Here is a 19727-nt window from a genome sequence, read left to right as displayed (position 1 = left end):
GGAGTCTACGAGAGAAGGTCGAAATCCAGATAGTGCCCTGCCAATGGCAATTGGTCTGTGCACACGTGCAGCACGACAACTTGGTCGTAGATTCCTGCCAACTCTCCCAGCTGTTGCGCTGGGCATACCGGCACTGCAAGAACGATGCTCGAGGCGCCCGATGCCCGAATGGCCCGTCCGACTGCACGCGCGGCCGTGCCAGATTCGACTCCGTCATCGACGACAACAACAGTTCGACTGACAGTCTCGGGCAGTTGCGTTGTGGTAACGCTGCCACCTGATTTCAGGATGGCTACTGCGTCAAGTGGAACGCCCAGAGCTATTGCGACAGCACTGCCGACCAGCTGACCGCGCGCATTGAGCCCTATGACACATGGGTCCAGAAATGGGCCCAATGCCAAGACTTCAACGCCGAGTAGGCGGCCGACTTCGGTGAAACTCGAATATGGGGTCACAGCTGTACGGGAGGGACAATCGCAGCTGATGCACTGCCTAATCCGATGACGTCGGCATCAGCGGCACGTCCGGAGGCAACAGCTGTGGCAACCCCGTCACTGATGACGTACACAGCTTCGAATGCCGAGGATTCGTCGATGGCCTGCGACAGCAGCGGCACTGCCGAAATCTTTACTTCGAATCGCGACAGTGCGCGACGGTAGGAACCGACGTCCTGCCAACGGGTGGTGACCAGCCGAAGATCAGTCTCATCGGTTGCCTGCGCAATGGCCCCATCGATGAATCCAGCACTCTCCGCGAAGGTTGCCAGCGCTGTCCGGGCGTCTTCGGCGAACCGTGCACTCAGCTCAGCGGGCACCCGAAAGCGGTTGATCATCAGCAAGATGGGCGCACTAGAGTCAGTCTGCAATTCACTCACCGCTCGAAGGTAGCGGGTATCGGAGGATTCATGGCCAAGCCCCCACGCGATCTGCCAGAAGGCGTGCGCGGACCCAGCGGACCGGGCCGTCATGCAGTGGAGAAGCGCAGTCTGCCGATCCTGGTGAGGCTCAATCGACTCCCCCGTTGGCTGGTGGTCGTCGGCTTGGGCGCGCTGCTGTTCCTTGGGCTCATTCAGACAGGCGATCTGGCCTGGCTCGGTGGCGTGCTGCTGCTGATCGTCACCGGATTCCTGTTCTGGCTGCTTGTTCTGGCCTGGCCAGTGCTGCCAACGCAGGCGCGGATCATGCGGACCGTGGTGGTCGGCGGTGCCCTTGGCATCACCATCTTGAAGTTCATGGGCCGCTTCTGAACCTGCTCGTTTGAAATTGACAATCATTTTCAATAAGATTGAAGCATGGGCTTCCCGCTTGGACGATGCACGTCACTGATCCTGCTGAGCGTCCTGGGGCTGAGCGCCTGCAGCAGCACCGATGCCTCGCAGCCAGCACCAGCCGATGGCCTTTCCATCGTCGCCACCACCACCATCCTGGGTAGCGTCGTCGGCGATCTCACCAACTGCGCGGGCGGCGAAGTCAGCACCTTGATTCCCAGTGGTGCTGACCCACATGACTTTGCCCCTTCATCGCAGCAAGTCGCATCGCTAGTGAATGCCGACATCGTGATTGCCAATGGCCTTGGGCTCGAGGGTGGTCTGGTCGATGCCTTGGAGTCAGCAAAGACCGATGGCGCGACGGTCTATGAAGTGGCGCCGAACATCTCACCGCGCAATTTCGCCGGCTCCACCACTCCTGATCCGCACTTCTGGTTCGACATGTCACGGATGGCAAATGCTGTTGAACTCATCGGTGACCAGCTGGCTGCCAAGGGCGGAGCGAAGTACGCGACCTGTGCGAGAGCGGAAGCCGAAAAGATCCGCGCAGCTGAGACGCAGGTGAAGGCGACTCTTGATTCGGTGCCTTCGAACAAGCGAGTGCTGGTGACAGATCACGATGCCTTCGGCTACTTGGCTGAGGCCTACGGCTACTCCATTGCTGGAGCGGTCATTCCATCTGGAACCACGATGGCCGAACCAAGCTCGTCTGATCTCGCAGATCTGGCAGCGATCATCAAGGCCAAGGGTGTGACGGCGATCTTTGCCAACACCGATAGCGCCAAATCACTGGCCAAGGCGGTTGCCGGTGAGGTGGGCTACCCAGTCGATGTTGTGGAGCTCTACGTCGACACTCTCGGGGCCCCTGGCAGTGGAGCCGATACCTATCTTGGCTACATGCAAACAGATGCTCAGCGCATCGCCGAGGCATTGAAGCGCTGACATGGACTGGTGGATTGAGCCATTCTCACTGGGATTCCAGCAACGCGCACTCATCGGCGGAGCACTCGCGGGCTTGATGTCATCCATCGTTGGCACCTGGCTGGTGCTGCGCGGAATGAGCTTCTTTGGAGACGCCTTCGTGCATGGAGTGGTCCCTGGTATCGCGGCTGCAGTGGTGCTCGACATCAATCCGGTGATCGGCGCGGCCGTCGCCGCCCTGGTGATGGTGCTGTTGATAGAAGTCGTCAATCGACAGACGGCACTGACCGAGGACACCGGCATCGGTCTTCTCTTTGTCGGCATGCTCGCCCTCGGTGTTGTCATCATCTCCAGGCTCAGCACGTTCTCCGGAAGTCTGACCACGATCTTGTTCGGTGATGCCTTGGGCGTGACCACAAGCGACCTTTGGGCACAAGGGCTTCTTGCTCTCGCTATTGTTCTGGTGACCACTGCGCTGTATCGCCCGCTGCTTGCCTTGTCATTCAATCGCGACAAGGCTGAGCTCCTTGGCATGCGACCCAAGGCCACCCACGCGGCGCTGCTGATTCTCATTGCGGCTGCGGTCATCGGCAGTTTCCAGTCGGTCGGCACCCTGCTCGTGTTTGGTCTACTGGTGGGACCTCCAGCGACTGCCGCCCTTCTTGCCCGCACAGTTCCGCGCATGATGGTGATCTCTGCTGGCATTGCTCTGGTATCGGTATGGCTGGGCCTGACATTCAGCTATCACCTCGGCACTGCCGGATCGGCAACGATGGCCTTGATGCCAATCCTCATCTTCTTCCTCGTGCTCACGATCACCAGACTGCGGATGGTCTTGGCCAAGCGCACAGCCGTAGAGCAGGGCGAATATGTCTGACCTGCACAGCCACCACGACCACAGTTCAGCTGTCGATGCTGTGGTCGCCGAAGATGTCGTGCTTGGCCACAACTCGCACATCGCAGTGCATGCATCCTCCTTCTTCATCCCCGCCGGCAAGGTCACCACGGTCATCGGTCCGAACGGCAGCGGAAAATCGACTCTGCTGCATGCCATCGCCGGCCTGCTCAGCCCGCTTGCCGGCAGCCTGCGAGTGCTGGACGCGCAACCACAAAGCCAGCGCGAGCACATCAGCTACGTACTGCAGAACACCACCGTTCCAGTCGGGACCCCCATCACCGTGGCCGAGACTGTGATGATGGGCCGCTACCCCGGCCTCGGGCTGATGCGCCGCCCCTCAAAGCTGGACAAGGCACGCGTGAGCGAGGCCATGGAGAAACTGCGCATCACTGATCTGGCAAAGCGGCACCTAAGCGAACTCTCCGGTGGCCAACGTCAACGGGTCTATGTTGCGCAAGGCATCGCCCAGGACCATGACCTCCTCCTGCTCGATGAGCCGCTTACGGGCTTGGACATCGGCTCCGCACAGACCATCGACGAGATCATTCACCAGGAACCTGTCGGCGGATGCACCGTCATCCTCACCACGCATGACCTCGACGAAGCTCGCGCCTCAGACTTTGTCGTGCTCATGGCCGGTCGCGTCATTGCTGCTGGTCCGCCTGCAGCAGTGCTGACCAATGACAACCTGCTGACCGCCTATGGCCTTGGCGGTCTGCATCGAAGTGACGATGCTGAGCCCAGTACCGACCATCATCACCACGATCACGACCACGGTGATCACAACCATCAGCACGGGCACTGACATGAGCATCGGACCACGCACCACGCGCCAACGTGCCGCCGTCGCTTCAGCACTGCTGGACCTGGATGACTTTCGATCAAGTCAGGAACTGCATGAGCACCTGCGCTCAATTGGCGAAAGCGTTGGCCTCACCACGGTGTACCGCACGCTGCGCGCAATGGCTGATGCCGGTGAGGTCGATGTCATCGTGCGTGAGGATGGCGAGTCGGTGTATCGGCAGTGCAGCGGCTCCCACCACCATCACCTTGTCTGCCGGCAATGCGGCGCCGCCGTGGAGATTGAGGGCCCGGCTGTCGAACGTTGGGCAGATGCCGTGGCCGCCCAACATGGCTTCACCGAAGTCAGCCACACCCTGGAACTCTTTGGACTCTGCACTCAGTGCGGAGGCTGATTCGGCACAGCCCCGCCATAGCGGCGATCACGCGAGGCGTAAACCTCGCACGCATGCCACAGATGACGACGATCGAAATCTGGCCAGAGAGTGTCAACGAAGACCAACTCGGCATAGGCCGACTGCCACAGCAGGAAGTTGCTGGTGCGCTGCTCGCCTGAGGATCGAATGAACAGATCAACGTCAGGCATATCGGGTTCGTCCAGATAGCGATGGAACATCCGCTCGTCGATGCGCTCCGGCTTCAATCGCCCTGCTTGCACATCGCGGGCCATCGCGGCTGCGGCATCCGCGATCTCCGCCCGACCGCCATAGTTGACGCACATGGTCAGCGTGAGTCTGGTGTTCTTGGCTGTGAGGCGCTCGGCCCCCTCCAGTTCATTGATCACACTGCGCCAGAGCCTTGGGCGTCGGCCCGCCCAGCGCACCCGGACACCCATCTCATTCATCTCATCACGACGCCGACGGATGACATCGCGGTTGAAACCCATCAGAAAACGGACTTCCTCGGGTGACCGCTTCCAGTTCTCTGTTGAGAAGGCATAGGCCGAGATTGCGCCAATGCCGAGTTCCAAGGCCCCGTGGACGCAATCCAGCAGGCTTGCCTCACCCTGCTCATGACCCGCAGTTCTTGGCAGGCCGCGCTCCTTGGCCCAACGACCGTTGCCGTCCATCACGACTGCGACATGTCGGGGCACAAGATCTATGGGGATCTTCGGTGGCTTCGCACCGGTGGGGTGTGGCGGTGGAAGGCGAAGCTGCTTCTTCATGACCCAAGCTTTCGATCGGCACGGTCAACAAAGGGAAGGGATCGCAAGCCCCACTCCAGATGCCATTGCAGGAAGGCTGCCACAAGACCGCTGGCCTCGCGACGCTCGCGAACAGCGCTGGCGTCTGCGACTTCCCAGTCACCACTGAGCAATGCAGCGAGCAAGGCGATCGCAGCAATTGACGGGGTGGCTGATCCGGGCGGGCGACAGTCGCCACACACCATGCCACCACCTTGCACCGAGAAGGCTCGATGCGGGCCCGCAGTGCCGCAACGCGCGCACTCATCGAAGGACGGTGACCACCCAGCAATCGACAATGATCGCAGCAGATACGAGTCCAGGATCAATGGCGAGTCATGCGCCTCACTGACAAGGGATCGCAAACCGCTCAGCAGCAGCACGTACTGCTGAATCGCCGGCTCGCGTTCAACTGGTGTGAGTCGCTCTGCAGTCTCCACCATTGCCATTGCTGTCGTCCATCGGCCGTAGTCGCCGGACAGTTGAGCGCCATAGGAGTCGATGGCTTCCACCTGGGTGACATTGTCGAGGTTCTTTCCCTCGTAAAGCTGCACGTCCACATGCGTGAACGGCTCAAGCCGAGCGCCAATGCGGCTCGAGGTCTTGCGCACCCCGCGTGCCACTGCCCTCACGCGACCATGTCGGCGAGTCAGGAGCGTGACAATGCGATCGGCCTCACCCAATTTATGGGTGCGCAGCACGATTGCTTCGTCACGATAAAGCGGCACAGGACATTGTCATCTTCACTCGGGGATCCCGCAGACTGCCACGCCTGTCTGAGGCCTGAATTGCGCTAGAAGCCAAGGCGTCGCAGCTGCTTGGGGTCACGCTGCCAATCCTTGGCGATCTTGACTCGAATATCCAGATACACCGGAGTTCCGACCAGATGCTCAATGTTGTGACGAGCTTTGGTGCCCACGGCCTTCAGACGAGATCCGCCTTTGCCAATGATGATCGACTTCTGGCTGTCACGCTCGACGAAGAGATTGGCATGGATATCGGTGAGCGGGCGATCCGCCGAGCGACCCGGGCGCAGCCCCATCTCTTCAATGGTCACTGCGATCGAATGCGGGAGCTCATCGACAACACCTTCAAGTGCTGCCTCGCGAATGAGTTCAGCAACGGCGATTTCCAGCGGCTCATCGGTGACCTCGCCATCGACATAGAGCAATGGACCCTCGGGCATCAGGGTGATGAATTCTGCAACGAGCGCATCGATGTTCTCGCCGTTATTGGACGAGACCGGCACGATCGTGGCCCACTGAGTTCCGAGTTGCTCAGCAAGCAGCTGGGCATCCAGCAGCCGCGCGGCCAAGTCCTCGCGCGAGACCTTGTCTGACTTGGTGATGATCACAATGATCGGAATCCGACCAAGATCGACAATCTCCTTGGCAATGTAGCGATCGCCGGGGCCGATGAGCTGGTCTGCTGGCAGGCACAGGCCGATGGCATCGACAGTTGTCCAGGTTTCACGCACCTGATCGTTCAGTCGCTCACCCAGCAGAGTGCGCGGACGATGTAGGCCTGGGGTGTCCACGAGAATGAGCTGCGCATCCTCACTCGTGAGAATGCCGCGAATAAGACGACGCGTGGTCTGGGGACGCGACGAGGTGATAGCAATCTTCTGACCGACCAGTCGATTGGTGAGCGTGGACTTGCCCGCATTCGGTCGTCCGACGATGGAGACGAAACCGCTGCGAAAGGCCATCACGACTCCAGCCGCGACTGCAAAGAACCGTCAGCAGCACACAGAAGAATCGGTACGCCAGCGCCGCCAAGTTCGCTCACACATGCGTGATCGATTTCTTCGCCGCCCAGCACCACCGCACACTCCAAGCCCCTTGCACCTGCTGCGACCGCTTGCGCGACTGCAACTTCAAGACTGGTGAGATTCAGGCTCGGCAATACGACCGTTGCACCTGCGTAGGTCCGACCCATTTCATCACGCACGGCGGCGCCTTGGCTTGCGCCGATGCGGCCACGTGCGCCGCGCGCCAAGGTAATGAGCTTGGCGTCCTCGGAGTTCAGCTCATCCATCGGACTTCACTTCATCCTCAGCAAATATGCGCTCAACGCGAATGGCGTTGATGCGATTGCGACGTCCACCACTGCTTTCAGCAGTGAGCACGTAGCCGTCTTCGATGATCGCAGCGCCAGGAATGGGCACCCGACCCAAGCGCTTGGCGAGCAGGCCGAGAACAGTGTCGACACCTTCTTCATCGGCATCAATCTTGATGCCCAGGAGCTCAGCTACGTCTTCGACATGCATGCGTGAACTCACGCGATAGCCACCATCAGCAAGTTCGGCAACTTCCGGCATTTCTGTGTCGTACTCATCGGCAATCTCACCCACGATCTCCTCGAGTACATCCTCGATAGTGACCAGCCCCGCAGTGCCCCCGTACTCATCGACCACGATGGCCAAGTGCACGCGCGCGGCCTGCATATCCCGAAGCAACTCATCGACCGGCTTGCTGTCTGGCACAAAGAAGGTCTTGCGCATCAAGGATTCCACGAGTTCAGCCTCTCCGGCTTGACCATCGTCAAAGACCCGTCGCACGAGGTCTTTCAGATAGACGACGCCGACGATGTCATCTGCACCTTCGCCGATGACCGGAATGCGGCTGAATCCAGAGCGCAAGCCGAGGGACAGCGCCTGTCGAAGTGACTTCTGCCGCTCGACCACGATCATCTCGGTGCGCGGGACCATCACTTCACGTGCACGCGTATCGCCGAGCTCAAAGACTGAGTGGATCATCTGGCGTTCGTCGTCTTCGATCACGCTGTCGGCTTCAGCCATGTCAACGAGCTCGCGAAGTTCGGCCTGTGAGGCGAAGGGGCCCTCGCGGTAGCCCTTGCCCGGGGTGAGCGCATTGCCGAGCACGATGAGCAGGCTCGTGATCGGTCCCAGGACTGAGGCCATCGTGCGCACCAGCCCGGCACTGGACATGGCGATGCGATCGGCGTGCTGACGACCCAGGGTCCGCGGAGCCACCCCGAGAGCGACGTAGGAGATGACGACCATCACGCCAACTGCCAGCAGCAAAGCGCCGCTATCGGACCAGTCGTGGCCAATGGCCAAGGTGTCCACGCAGACGTAGCCGACAATCACTGTGGCACCTACGGTCGCGACCGTGGACAGGAACAGCAGGACGTTGACGTATCGCGCCCGATCCTCAAGCACAATCAGGAGGCGATCAGCAGACTTCGGCTTCTCGCGCCGCAGCTCCTCGATGCGCGAGCGCGATACTCGGCCGATAGCCGTCTCAGCACTGACGAGCAATCCGGCAAGCACCACGAGCAATATTGCAAGGGCAAGCAGCCAGGCGCTAGTCACGATCTGCTCCTACTGAACTTTGCGCTGTCTGCCATTGCTCCAGCAGTTGATCTTGAAAAGCGAACATCGCGTCGTACTCATCCTCTGTCGCATGGTCGTAACCGATGAGATGGAGCATCCCATGGATCATCAGAAACTCCAGTCGCTGCGGCAAGGACATGCCCGCTCGGTCGGTATCGGCCTCGACGAACTCGGGACAGATCACGATGTCACCCAGGATTCCGGGCTGCGGATCATCTGATGGTCGCAGCTCATCCATGGGGAAGGACAAAATGTCGGTGGCACCTGGCTCGTGCATCCATTCCAGATGCAGTTCTTCCATGTCGGCGGTGCTGACAAGGGTGATCGACAATTCAGTTTCCGGATGCAACTGCAGAGCCCTGAAGAGGAATTCAGCTTCAGCCTTCAATGCGTCCAGATCAATCTGGTAATTCGTCTCGTTCTCACAGCTCAGATTCATGCTTCGCGTTGCGCGTCGTAGCGCGCATATGCCTCAACAATTCTTCCGACGAGCTTGTGCCGAACGACGTCGCCAGAAGTCAGGCGACAGAAGGCGACATCATCGATGTCCTCCAGGATGTCGCCAACGTTGCGCAATCCGCTGGTGGTGCCGCCTGGGAGATCCACCTGAGTGACGTCACCGGTGATGACCATGGTTGACCCAAAGCCAAGCCTGGTCAGAAACATCTTCATCTGCTCGGCAGAAGTGTTCTGCGCCTCGTCAAGGATGATGAACGCGTCATTGAGAGTTCGGCCACGCATATAGGCAAGCGGCGCCACCTCGATTGTTCCGCTGGTCATCAATCGCGGAATCGACTCCGGATCGATCATGTCGTGCAAGGCGTCATACAGCGGACGCAGGTAGGGATCGATCTTCTCTGAGAGCGTGCCCGGCAGAAATCCAAGACGCTCACCGGCTTCAACTGCCGGACGCGTCAGGATGATGCGCGAGACCTTCTTGGCCTGCAGCGCTTGCACTCCCTTGGCCACAGCGAGGTAGGTCTTGCCGGTACCGGCCGGCCCAATGCCGAACACGATGGTGTTGTTGTCGATTGCATCCACGTATCGCTTCTGGTTCAGCGTCTTTGCTCGAATCGTGCGACCACGATTGCTCAGAATGTTGGCGGTGAGCACCTCGGTTGGACGCGTGCCACTGCGCAGGAGCGAGATGCTTCGGTCAACGGACTCCTGAGTCAGCCCTTGTCCGGTGCGCAACACCGCGAGCATTTCACCAATGAGTGTCTCGGCGACGCCGACTTCTTCAGGCACGCCTGTCAACTGAATCTCGTTGCCGCGCACCAAGATCACAACAGCCGGGAAGGCCGCCTCGATCAGGCGAATGTGCGCATCGTTCACGCCCAGCAGCGCGACCATGGGCTGCGCTGCAGGGACAGTGATGCGCGCTTCGGCATGCGGAACAGTAGGCAAAGTGCTCATGCAGCTACCCCGGTGGCCATGTGAATTCCCTTCCGCCTAGCACGTGTGCGTGCACATGAAGAACTGACTGGCCCACTGCCTCACCGGTGTTGAATACCAGGCGATAGGCATCGCTCAACCCCGCCTCGGCCGCAACCGCGGCTGCTGCATCCACCAACGCTGGAAGGAGCTCAGGTGCTTGCGCGGATAGCTCCTGCAGATTGGTGAAGTGACGAATCGGGATCACAAGCACATGCGTGGGGGCCTGCGGTGCAATGTCACGGATTGCGATGACATCGTCGTTGCGCATCACAACTTCGCAGGGGAGTTCCCCGGCGATGATGCGGCAGAACAGGCACTCAGACATGGTTCATCTTCCCACGCCTGAGTCAGGCGACGCTGCCCAGCGGAGCCGGGAAGCCAGAAGGCTCACCGCGATCGCTCCGGCCAATGAGGCTCTGAGCACCTCAGGGCCCAGGAGCACCGGCAAGGCACCCGCGGCAGCCAGCAGTTCCTCTTCCTGCGGACTGATCCCGCCTTCTGGCCCCACGATCAGACAGATCTGCCCTGAAGCAGGGAGTTCAGTTGCCGCCAAGGCAGTGCTCGCCGCCTCGTGGAGCAAAAGGACGGCGTCGAAGTCCGCCATCTGCGAAATGACCTGCTTGGTGCTCTGCACTTCGGAGACCACCGGCAGCCAGGGTCTTCGCGACTGCTTGGCCGCGGCACGTGCGGCCTGTTGCCACTTGATCAACGCCTTGTCTGCTCGCTCGCCCTTCAGCTGCACAATCGAGCGCTGCGCTGCCCAAGGGATGATGCGATCAACCCCAACTTGAGTCATCAGATCGATCGCGAGTTCACCATGCTCGCCCTTGGCCAGGGCCTGCACGACCGTGATCGAAGGATCTGGCGCGGGTACGTCACTGATGCTCTCGATGAGGACCGAAGCCGCAGAATTGCGCACTTCAAGCCGGCCCATCGCCTTGCGGCCTAGGCCGTCAGAGACCAGGACTTGGTCACCCGTGTTCATCCGAAGCGCTGCGGTGGCATGGCGCGCTTCATGAGCCGACAGTTGCACGACCGCACCGACCTCAGCCGAACTGACGGCCTCACACAGCAATAACTGCATTGTCACTTCTGGGTGAACGCATCCTTGAGTCGAGAGAACAATCCAGTGTGTTCTTCTGCCGATGGATGCGTGACGCGAACGAGCTCCTCTTGGCGCAGTTGCGCGAGTTGCTGCAGTAGCTCTCGTTGCGCAGCATCCAGTTCAGTTGGCACGCGCACGTCCAGGTGCACGTGCAGATCGCCTCGTTGACCGCCGCGGAGCCGGGCGGCGCCCTTGCCGCGAAGAATCAGCTCTTCACCGGATTGGGTGCCAGGCCGCACATCGAGCAGTTCCTCGCCATCGAGGGTGTCAAGGCTGATGCTTGTGCCAAGCGCTGCAGACGTCATCGGCACCGCAACGCGACAATGCAACTCGTCGCCATGACGCTCAAAGACCGGGTGGGCTGCCTGCACGATCTCGACGTAGAGATCCCCAGCCTGGCCACCATTTGGTCCGACCTCGCCCTCGCCAGTGAGCTGAATGCGCGTGCCTGTATCGACGCCGGGTGGAATCTGGATGGTCATCGTGCGCCGAGTGCGAACTCGACCATCACCTGAGCACTCATGACAGGGATGCGGGATCGTGGTGCCAAAGCCTTGACACTGCGGACACGGACGCGAAGTCATGACCTGACCCAGGAATGATCGCTGCATCTGCTGCAACTCACCCCGGCCCTTGCACATCACACACACCTCGGGCTGACTGTCACCGTCGAGACCTGTGCTGTTACACGTTCCACAGCGACTGGCAGTGTCCACAGTGATGTCGCGGGTGTCACCGAACACGGCTGTGCTCAGATCAATCTGCAGTCGGATGAGCGCATCCTGGCCACGACGAGCACGCGTGCGCGGGCCACGCTGACTGCCACCACCACCGCCGAAGAAGGCATCCATGATGTCGCCGAAATCAAAGCCACCTTGGAATCCACCACCGCCGAAGCCGCCTTGTCGCGGATCGCCACCTGCGTCATACATCTGACGCTTCTCGGGATCGCTCAGCACCTCGTAGGCCGCAGTCACATTCTTGAACTTGTCCTGTGCCTGTGGATCAGGGTTTACGTCTGGGTGAAGTTCGCGCGCGAGCTTGCGGTAAGACTTCTTGATCTCTTCAGGGCTTGCGGTGCGTTCCACTCCAAGCAGTGCGTAAAAATCGGTACTCACTGCAGACTCACTGCTCCTCAAGGATTCGGGTGACGTATTGCGCTACAGCATTGACGGAACGAATTGCCCCGGCATAGTCCATATGGGTAGGGCCAACGACGCCAAGTGAGGCAAGTCCCAGACCGTGACGACCGTAGCGAGTGGTGACAAGAGAAGTGGACTGCAGGCCTTCAACATCAGTCTCCTGCCCGATACGAACGGTGACTCCTGTCGTCGTCGCCTCGCCCATCAATCGCATCAATACGACTTGCTCTTCCAAGGCTTCCAGCACGGGCTGAATGTCAATGGGAAAGGCCTCGCCATAGCGCGCCAGGTGAGCGGTGCCGCCGAGCACGATGCGCTCATCGACGGTCTCCATCGCTGCATCGAGCAACGTAGCCGTGATCGAAGCGGCGGCCGGACGCAATGCCGGCTCACAGTTCTCAGTGAACTGCTCAAGCAAGGTGGCCAGGGAAGAGAATGGCTGACCCATCACGACGGTGAGCAGTCGCGCGCGAAGTTCGCCGATCAGCTGCTCACTGATCGGCTCATTGATCTCTATTGTGCGTTGCTCGATGCGACCGGTGTCAGCGATCAAGATCAACAGCAGACGAGTCGTGCTGATGGAGATGAGCTCGACATGTCGAACGGAACTGCGGGTCAGCGATGGGTACTGCACCAGGGCAACCTGGCGGGTCACCTGCGCGAGCAATCGCACAGTGCGGACCATGACATCGTCGAGATCCACCGCGCCGGCCAGGAACTGTTCGATCGCTCGGCGCTCCCCAGCGGACAGCGGCTTCACCGCTGAGAGACGATCGACAAACAGTCGATAGCCAAGATCGGTGGGGATGCGTCCTGCGCTGGTGTGCGGCTGGGCGATGTATCCCTCTTCTTCAAGGGCTGCCATGTCATTGCGGATCGTTGCCGGCGAAACACCCAGACTGTGGCGCTCAACGAGCGCCTTGGACCCCACGGGCTCGTGGGTGGAGACATAGTCCTCGACAATGGCACGCAAGACAGCCAAGCGGCGGTCCTCCAGCATGCTCACCTCCGTGGACTAGCACTCGCATTTCTTGAGTGCCAAGTGTACGCGCGCTGAGAGCACGAGGACGATGGCGCATGAGCCGACCGTTCACTACCCAAGGAGCAAGCACAGATGAGTGCCCGCCAGCATCGCCGAGTTCTCGCGGTACTCGTTGCCGCACTCACGTCTGTCCTGGCTGCCGCCTTGCTGAGCAGTCCTTCCCAGGCGTACGTGGCGACGTGGGTGGATCAGGTCGGCACCTACGACTCCCTCATCTCGCCGAACTACACGGGGATCGTTCCGGTGCAGTCGTTCATCAATGGGCAGACTCTCGGGATCGGCACCTTTGATCACCTCGATGGCGAGCTGGTCATGGTGGGCGGTATCGCCTATCGAGTCGGCACGGATGGAACTCCCCGACCCGTCACAGACTCAGCTACCACGCCGTTCTTCGAGGCGATCACTTTCGCACCCGACTGGTCTGGCCCTGTTGCGCCCGGAACCACCTGCAACAACATCCTGGGCGCAGTGAACACTCTCGCCCAGACTGACAAAGGAGTGATTGCTGTGCGGGTGCGCGGCACTTTCACGGATCTGGTCACGCGCAGCGTGCCGGCTCAGACCACTCCATACCTGCCGCTCGCCGACGTCGTCGCCAAGCAGACCGTCTTTCCACTCGGAGCACGCCGGGCTGTGCTCGTCGGCTTTCGCACGGGACCGGACTTTGCCGGCATCGGAGCACCAGGGCTGCACCTGCATGGCCTCACAGCAGACAGGACTGCCGGTGGACATGTGCTCTCGTGCGTGGCGGGCAATGATGTCCAGCTGTCAGTGCAGCGGGCCGCCGGATTCCGCGTCTCCTAACATCGTGGTCAGCCAACCGCCAATCCCCCAGTGAAGTGAGGATCTCAGTGCTCAGCACGACTTCGGTTGGTGCGCGCCGACTCTTGGTCATCGTCTCCGGACTCCTGCTCGCCTGCTGCCTGGCGACGGTTTCTGCTGCGCAGGCAAGCCCCAAGTCAGCACCGACGCTCAAGCCGCGGCAGGTGACGCAGTTCCAGCTCTTCTATGTCCATCCTTCGGACAGCCTTGCCGTCGCGGGCCGAGCAGCGGCAATCCAACACATCGCCATGCAGGCAGACACCTGGCTTGAGTCTGAGATTGGCGGCGGCCTCTCGCCCCGGTTTGTCCGTGGTGCCGACGGACGCCCATCGGTGCTCACCATTGCATCGATCCTGCCGACATCAGCAATGAACGATCGAGAGGACATCGCATACGACGCGATGCCCTCGTATGTCTCGCGCGGCGTGGTGAAGCCCCGAGTGCTGCCGATCTTCTTCATCGAAGGTGAACAGGACTACGACGCTTGCGCTTGGTACTGGGACGGGCGCAATGGTCCCTACATCAGCTTCCCGATGGACAACTGCGAGATCTACCCATCCGTTCAGGACCGCTTCCCCGATTACGGCTCGTACACATTGGCCCACGAGATGGTGCACGCCCTTGGAGCAGTCGATGAGCGGGCGCCGCACGAAGACGGCACCGGTCATGTCAAAGGCGATCCTCAAGACCTCATGACGGGCAACGATTGGGACGACGTCGATTGGGAGAGGCTGACCCTTGATCCTGGCCGCGACGACTACCTGAGAACTGGGCGAAGGGATCTGGTCAATATCGAGAAGAGCCCACTCCTGGAACGGGCCAGCTCAACTGCCTGGCTCTCGTAGTCGCACCATCACTTCACACTGGTGAAGGTTCCGATTCAGGATCTATCAGCCTTGCGCGCATCTCGATACGCTGAATGGCCCAAACGCTGCCCCGCCACCCTGGAGTCTTCGCAATGTCCGACTTTGATGTCATCGTGCTTGGAAGTGGCTTCACCGGCCTGCGAGCAGCAGTAGCTGCCAGTGCCAGTGGGGCCTCGGTCGTCGTCGTCGAAGCCCAGCCAGAGATCGGCGGCCGCAGTCAGTACTCCTTCGCCCACCTCATGGGCGCGGGCACGCGCTTCCAGCAGGAGGCAGGGGTCCAAGACTCACCGGAGGCGCTGTTCAAGCAGTACATGCGCTTGCACGAGTACCAGATTGACGCCGCCAATGCCCATGCCCTGACTTTCGGCATCGGCAAGGAAATTGAATGGCTGGCCGACAACGGGCTGGTCGTCAAAGGCATCCTGCCAAGTGAGACCAATGAGGTAAGCCGTATCCATCGATCTGGCGGTGGCTGGAAGATCATCGAAGTACTGCTGCGCCTGGCACGCGAGCAGGGCGTGGAGTTCATCCTCAATACGCGAGTCGATCGGCTGCTGACTGAAGACGGGCGCGTTGTTGGCGTTGAGGCCGCCGGCGAGCAACTCCGATCCAAGTCGGTTGTCCTGGCCACCGGTGGCTTCGGCGGCAACAAGGAGCTCGTCGCCGAGTGGCTGCCATCGGTTGCAGCGCTGGCCGGCGACTGGGTGCTGCCTGTCGGCGGCGAGGAACTCGCCAGATTCGCACAAGGAGATGCGATCCCATTGGCCTTGGCCGTCGGCGCACAGATCGCCGGTAAGGACCTGTGGGAGGTCACTCTTCGCCCGGGTTACGTGCAGGTCTCCCTCCCTTCGCTGCCAGGACACGTGGTGCTTGTGGATGCCAACGGCCGGCGCTTCGTGGACGAGTGCGCGGGCGTGGCAGCCATGCAGGGCGCAGTGCGTCATGCGCAGGGACCCGTCCATCTCATCTTTGACGAGGCTGGCAAGAGCGCATACACGCCTTCTGGCGACATCCTGGCACCGGGAGAAAAGAAGCGTCGGCTGCATCCAGACTACGTCCAGGACGTTGTCGATGCCGAAGTTGAGCGCGGCAGCATCGTGAAGGCCGACACCATCGATGAACTCGCAGCAAAGATCGGCGTCGAGCCGGCATCGCTGCGCGGAACATTGACGCAGTACAACCAAGACGCCCGTGACGGCTACGACTCAGTGCAGTTGAAGGATCCGACACAGATGCGGCCAATCGAGACCGGGCCCTTCTACGCCACCGAAATGCGCTTGGCGTCAGTCGGCTTCACCGGGGCTGGCCCACGAGTCAACGCGCGCGCCGCAGTCCTTGACCAGCACAACCTGCCGATCCCTGGACTGTTTGCTGGCGGCGAGTGCGCGAGTGGAATTGCTGGTTACGGCAGTGCGATGGACGCAACGCCAACGGCAACCTGCTTGGTCTTCGGCCGAATCGCTGGTGAGAGTGCAGCGGCCTTCGCGCTCAAGCCCTAACTCGGCAGTAGTTCTCGGACAACAGCATCGGCAAGCAAGCGTCCGGCCAAGGTCAGCTGCACGCGACCTGCTTCACGCGCAGACTGATCGATGAGCTCGCGCGCGACAAGTCGATCAAGCAGTGACCCATCGAACGTGTGTGCAGACATGCCTTCAGCGAGCCGAATGCCGAGCATCACCTGTTCAGTACGAAGATCCTCAGCGGAGAGTTGCTCGGAATCGGCGATCGGTGCTTGGTGCGCACGAACCCGCTCTGCGTATGGTGCCGGGTGCTTGACGTTCCACCAGCGCTTGCCGTCAATGTGACTGTGGGCCCCTGGTCCCACTCCCCACCAGTGCTGACTGCGCCAATAGGCCAGGTTGTGCAGGCATTGCCCTCCTGGCTTGGCCCAGTTCGACACTTCATACCAGGGCATACCTGCAGCGGCCATACGTTGATCAATCAGTTCATACCGATCAGCGCAGACATCATCATCAGGCGCGGGAAGATCACCGCGAGCAATACGGCGACTCAGCGCAGTGCCGTCTTCAACAATCAGCGCGTAGGCCGAGAGGTGATCGATACCTGCCGATACTGCCGCATCGACGGACGACTTGAGATCGTCATCGGACTCCCCCGGCGTGCCGTAGATGAGATCCAGATTGACGTGCTCGAAGCCGACGTCCACAGCCCACTTTGCTGCTTGCACGCTGGCGCCAGGCGTATGCGTGCGTTCGAGTACCTGCAGCACCCGCGGCGCAGAACTCTGCATGCCGAAGGACATTCGCGTGAAACCGCCCGCCCGCAGTTCTTCAAGCATGCGTTGATCCACGGAATCCGGATTCGCCTCGGTCGTGACCTCAGCGCCGTCCACAAGTCCGAAGCAGGTCTTGATCTCCTGCAGCACATGATTCAAGCCTTGCGAGCCGAGCAGGGTCGGCGTGCCACCGCCGACGAAGACCGTGCTGACCTGCTGGGAGGACGCCAACTGTTCGGCAGCGATCCGCACCTCAGCGGCGAGTACCTCATGGAAACTGTCGCGTCGCACCTCATTGCCAAGTTCGGTGGCGGTGTAGGTGTTGAAATCGCAATATCCGCACCGACTAGAGCAGAAGGGCACGTGGACGTAAAGCGCCAGAGTGCTCCCTTGAGCGACCATCGCTATTTTTTCGATTCGTCGCCGGTCGAGAGAGCAGCGATGAAGGCCTCCTGCGGCACTTCAACGCGGCCGACCATCTTCATCCGCTTCTTGCCTTCCTTCTGCTTCTCCAGAAGTTTGCGCTTGCGGCTGATGTCACCGCCGTAGCACTTGGCAAGGACGTCCTTGCGGATCGCACGAATGGTTTCGCGGGTGATGACTCGAGAGCCGATGGCGGCCTGAATCGGCACCTCGAACTGCTGGCGCGGGATGAGGTCCTTCAACTTGGAGGTCATCATCGTGCCGTAGCTCATTGCCTTGTCGCGGTGCACGATCGAACTGAAGGCATCAACAGCCTCACCGTGCAGGAGAATATCGACCTTGACCAGATCGGCGTCCTGCTCGCCAGTCAGTTCGTAATCAAGTGAGGCATAGCCCTTGGTCTTGGATTTCAAGGCGTCAAAGAAGTCGAAGACGATCTCGGCCATCGGCAGGGTGTAGCGCAATTCCACCCGATCTTCGGACAGGTAGTCCATCCCGAGCATCATCCCGCGACGCTGCTGGCACAACTCCATCACTGTGCCCACGAACTCGCTGGGCAGAATGACGGTGGCCTTCACGATCGGCTCGTAGATGTGCGCGATCTTCTGCTCTGGAAATTCACTGGGGTTGGTGACGACGAACTCCGTGCCGTCATCGCGAACGAGTCGGTAGATGACGTTGGGTGCGGTGGAGATGAGGTCGAGATTCGCCTCGCGCTCCAAGCGCTCGCGGACGATCTCCATGTGCAACAGGCCAAGGAAGCCGCAGCGGAAGCCGAAGCCAAGTGCCAGTGAAGTCTCAGGCTCGTAGATCAGGGCAGCATCGTTGAGCTTCAGCTTGTCCAGCGCATCGCGCAGCAGCGGGTAGTCCGAGCCGTCGATTGGGTAGAGGCCGGAGTAGACCATCGGCTTGGGATCGCGGTAGCCGCCAAGTGATTCAGTGGCGCCCTTCTGCGCTGTGGTGACGGTGTCACCCACCCGCGACTGGCGCACGTCCTTGACGCCAGTGATCAGGTAGCCGACCTCGCCTACGCCCAGACCCTTGGACACCACTGGCTCAGGACTGATGACCCCAACCTCGAGCAGTTCATGCACAGCCCCAGTGGACATCATCGAGACCTTGTCGCGGGTGCCAATGCGGCCATCGACCACGCGGACGTAGGTGACCACGCCGCGATAGGTGTCGTAGACCGAGTCGAAGATGATGGCTCGAGCAGGGGCGTCAGCGTCGCCGGTCGGGCCCGGGATCGTCTCAACGACGCGTTCCAGCACCTCGCGAACACCGAGGCCGGACTTGGCCGAGGTCAGCAGGATCTCATCAGGATCGCATCCGATGATGCGGGCCAGCTCGGCTGCGTACTTCTCAGGCTGCGCGGCTGGCAAGTCGATCTTGTTGAGCACTGGGACGATCACCAGATCGTTCTCCAGCGCCAGGTAGAGGTTCGCCAGGGTCTGCGCCTCGATGCCCTGTGCAGCGTCAACGAGCAGAATCGCGCCTTCGCAGGCAGCCAGCGAGCGGGAGACCTCGTAGGTGAAATCGACGTGGCCGGGCGTATCGATCATGTTCAGGACGTATTCGACCCCATCGTCGGCCTGGTAGGGCAGGCGAACGGCCTGGGACTTGATGGTGATCCCGCGCTCGCGCTCAATATCCATGCGATCCAGATACTGGGCGCGCATTGAGCGGTCATCGACGACTCCCGTGACCTGCAGCATCCGGTCAGCGAGAGTGGATTTGCCGTGGTCAATATGGGCAATAATGCAGAAATTCCGGATGACCGTCGGGTCTGTTGATCCGGGCTGCGGTCCTGGCACGTGGGTCCTTCGGGCTCATGAATGGGGCATTTGGCGCTTTCGCCACCATGCCGGTAGCCTACGGGTTTGCTTCATCCCCTGATGACCGCCACCTGCGGGCTCGGGGTTCCCCATCACGATTGAGTAAAGGGTCACCAGTGGCGAACATCAAGTCGCAGATCAAGCGCATCCGGACCAACGAACTGGATCGTCAGCGCAACAAGGCTGTCAAGAGTGGCCTGAAGACATCCATTCGCAAGTTCCAGAAGGCAGCAGACGCTGGCAGCCCTGAGGCAGCCGAGCTCGCTCGCGATGCCTCACGTGCACTGGACAAGGCAGCAAGCAAGGGCGTCATCCACGCCAACCAGGCAGCAAACCGCAAGTCGGCTATCGCCACTCGCGTCGCCTCGCTCTAACCAGAACCTCGAAAGCC

Annotated in this window: 24 protein-coding genes; 9 read left to right on the top strand and 15 right to left on the bottom strand. The window is 60.7% G+C overall.

Annotated elements, in window-relative coordinates:
- Positions 1-5: 5 nt before the first annotated feature.
- Positions 6-455 carry a phosphoribosyltransferase family protein gene (locus tag Q8M73_13175; GenBank protein MDP2289501.1) on the bottom strand — a complete coding sequence of 150 codons (450 nt, stop codon included), beginning with the start codon at positions 453-455 and terminating at the stop codon, positions 6-8.
- Positions 452-874 carry an antibiotic biosynthesis monooxygenase gene (locus tag Q8M73_13170; GenBank protein ID MDP2289500.1) on the bottom strand — a complete coding sequence of 141 codons (423 nt, stop codon included), beginning with the start codon at positions 872-874 and terminating at the stop codon, positions 452-454. The genes Q8M73_13175 and Q8M73_13170 overlap by 4 nt, the downstream gene beginning before the upstream one ends.
- Positions 875-904: 30 nt before the next feature.
- Here Q8M73_13170 and Q8M73_13165 point away from each other — a divergent pair, with 30 nt between their 5' ends.
- Genes Q8M73_13165 through Q8M73_13145 form a run of 5 tightly spaced genes read left to right on the top strand, consistent with a single transcriptional unit; the run spans position 905 to position 4282 of the window.
- Complete coding sequence (locus Q8M73_13165) at positions 905-1246, top strand: hypothetical protein (GenBank protein ID MDP2289499.1); 342 nt, start codon at positions 905-907, stop codon at positions 1244-1246.
- A 45-nt stretch (positions 1247-1291) separates the two neighbouring features.
- Entirely contained in the window at positions 1292-2209 is a 918-nt protein-coding gene (locus Q8M73_13160) for a metal ABC transporter substrate-binding protein (GenBank protein MDP2289498.1), read from the top strand.
- Between the two features lies 1 nt (position 2210).
- Positions 2211-3065 carry a metal ABC transporter permease gene (locus Q8M73_13155; protein MDP2289497.1) on the top strand — a complete coding sequence of 285 codons (855 nt, stop codon included), beginning with the start codon at positions 2211-2213 and terminating at the stop codon, positions 3063-3065.
- Positions 3058-3891, top strand: coding sequence for a metal ABC transporter ATP-binding protein (locus tag Q8M73_13150; GenBank protein MDP2289496.1), 834 nt, complete (start codon positions 3058-3060; stop codon positions 3889-3891). Before Q8M73_13155 ends, Q8M73_13150 begins: the two co-directional genes overlap by 8 nt.
- A gap of 1 nt (position 3892) precedes the next feature.
- The gene (locus Q8M73_13145) at positions 3893-4282 is read left to right on the top strand and encodes a transcriptional repressor (GenBank protein ID MDP2289495.1); all 390 of its coding nucleotides are present in this window, start codon (positions 3893-3895) and stop codon (positions 4280-4282) included.
- Here Q8M73_13145 and Q8M73_13140 read toward each other — a convergent pair.
- The 11 genes from Q8M73_13140 to hrcA all read right to left on the bottom strand — a co-directional run bounded on the left by Q8M73_13140 (position 4267) and on the right by hrcA (position 13112).
- Positions 4267-5052: an isoprenyl transferase gene (locus tag Q8M73_13140; GenBank protein ID MDP2289494.1), complete on the bottom strand. Its 786-nt coding sequence runs from the start codon at positions 5050-5052 to the stop codon at positions 4267-4269. The genes Q8M73_13145 and Q8M73_13140 overlap by 16 nt on opposite strands.
- Positions 5049-5798 carry a DNA repair protein RecO gene (recO, locus tag Q8M73_13135; GenBank protein ID MDP2289493.1) on the bottom strand — a complete coding sequence of 250 codons (750 nt, stop codon included), beginning with the start codon at positions 5796-5798 and terminating at the stop codon, positions 5049-5051. The genes Q8M73_13140 and recO overlap by 4 nt, the downstream gene beginning before the upstream one ends.
- Before the next feature lie 65 nt (positions 5799-5863).
- On the bottom strand, positions 5864-6778 hold the full coding sequence (era, locus tag Q8M73_13130; protein ID MDP2289492.1) for a GTPase Era: 915 nt from the start codon (positions 6776-6778) through the stop codon (positions 5864-5866).
- Positions 6778-7107 (bottom strand): cytidine deaminase, encoded by a 330-nt coding sequence (locus Q8M73_13125; protein MDP2289491.1) that lies wholly within the window; start codon positions 7105-7107, stop codon positions 6778-6780. Before Q8M73_13125 ends, era begins: the two co-directional genes overlap by 1 nt.
- Positions 7100-8407, bottom strand: coding sequence for a hemolysin family protein (locus Q8M73_13120; protein ID MDP2289490.1), 1308 nt, complete (start codon positions 8405-8407; stop codon positions 7100-7102). Before Q8M73_13120 ends, Q8M73_13125 begins: the two co-directional genes overlap by 8 nt.
- The gene (ybeY, locus tag Q8M73_13115) at positions 8400-8867 is read right to left on the bottom strand and encodes an rRNA maturation RNase YbeY (protein ID MDP2289489.1); all 468 of its coding nucleotides are present in this window, start codon (positions 8865-8867) and stop codon (positions 8400-8402) included. Before ybeY ends, Q8M73_13120 begins: the two co-directional genes overlap by 8 nt.
- The gene (locus Q8M73_13110; protein MDP2289488.1) at positions 8864-9844 is read right to left on the bottom strand and encodes a PhoH family protein; all 981 of its coding nucleotides are present in this window, start codon (positions 9842-9844) and stop codon (positions 8864-8866) included. Before Q8M73_13110 ends, ybeY begins: the two co-directional genes overlap by 4 nt.
- 4 nt (positions 9845-9848) lie before the next feature.
- The gene (locus Q8M73_13105) at positions 9849-10190 is read right to left on the bottom strand and encodes an HIT domain-containing protein (GenBank protein ID MDP2289487.1); all 342 of its coding nucleotides are present in this window, start codon (positions 10188-10190) and stop codon (positions 9849-9851) included.
- A 3-nt stretch (positions 10191-10193) separates the two neighbouring features.
- Positions 10194-10949, bottom strand: coding sequence for a 16S rRNA (uracil(1498)-N(3))-methyltransferase (locus Q8M73_13100; GenBank protein ID MDP2289486.1), 756 nt, complete (start codon positions 10947-10949; stop codon positions 10194-10196).
- Between the two features lie 2 nt (positions 10950-10951).
- Complete coding sequence (gene dnaJ, locus Q8M73_13095) at positions 10952-12088, bottom strand: molecular chaperone DnaJ (GenBank protein MDP2289485.1); 1137 nt, start codon at positions 12086-12088, stop codon at positions 10952-10954.
- Between the two features lie 7 nt (positions 12089-12095).
- Positions 12096-13112 carry a heat-inducible transcriptional repressor HrcA gene (hrcA, locus tag Q8M73_13090; GenBank protein MDP2289484.1) on the bottom strand — a complete coding sequence of 339 codons (1017 nt, stop codon included), beginning with the start codon at positions 13110-13112 and terminating at the stop codon, positions 12096-12098.
- Positions 13113-13226: 114 nt separating this feature from the next.
- Between hrcA and Q8M73_13085 the strand changes: the two genes are divergently transcribed.
- The 3 genes from Q8M73_13085 (at position 13227) to Q8M73_13075 (ending at position 16341) form a co-directional block, all read left to right on the top strand.
- Positions 13227-13958, top strand: a complete 732-nt coding sequence (locus Q8M73_13085; protein ID MDP2289483.1) for an acetolactate decarboxylase — start codon at positions 13227-13229, stop codon at positions 13956-13958.
- 47 nt (positions 13959-14005) lie between these two features.
- Positions 14006-14821 (top strand): hypothetical protein, encoded by an 816-nt coding sequence (locus Q8M73_13080; protein MDP2289482.1) that lies wholly within the window; start codon positions 14006-14008, stop codon positions 14819-14821.
- Between the two features lie 113 nt (positions 14822-14934).
- Complete coding sequence (locus tag Q8M73_13075) at positions 14935-16341, top strand: FAD-dependent oxidoreductase (GenBank protein MDP2289481.1); 1407 nt, start codon at positions 14935-14937, stop codon at positions 16339-16341.
- On the opposite strand, the gene hemW is transcribed toward Q8M73_13075, so the two are convergent.
- Both hemW and lepA read right to left on the bottom strand, forming a co-directional pair.
- Complete coding sequence (hemW, locus tag Q8M73_13070) at positions 16338-17480, bottom strand: radical SAM family heme chaperone HemW (protein ID MDP2289480.1); 1143 nt, start codon at positions 17478-17480, stop codon at positions 16338-16340. The genes Q8M73_13075 and hemW overlap by 4 nt on opposite strands.
- A 2-nt stretch (positions 17481-17482) precedes the next feature.
- Complete coding sequence (gene lepA, locus Q8M73_13065) at positions 17483-19315, bottom strand: translation elongation factor 4 (GenBank protein ID MDP2289479.1); 1833 nt, start codon at positions 19313-19315, stop codon at positions 17483-17485.
- A 137-nt stretch (positions 19316-19452) separates the two neighbouring features.
- On the opposite strand from lepA, the gene rpsT reads away from it, so the two are divergent.
- Entirely contained in the window at positions 19453-19710 is a 258-nt protein-coding gene (gene rpsT, locus Q8M73_13060; protein MDP2289478.1) for a 30S ribosomal protein S20, read from the top strand.
- Positions 19711-19727 lie beyond the last annotated feature (17 nt).

The organism is Actinomycetota bacterium (assembly GCA_030684515.1).
Lineage (GTDB): Bacteria > Actinomycetota > Actinomycetes > S36-B12 > S36-B12 > UBA11398.
Note: the sequence above shows the minus strand (reverse complement) of the source record. Positions and strands in the feature narration are given on the sequence as shown.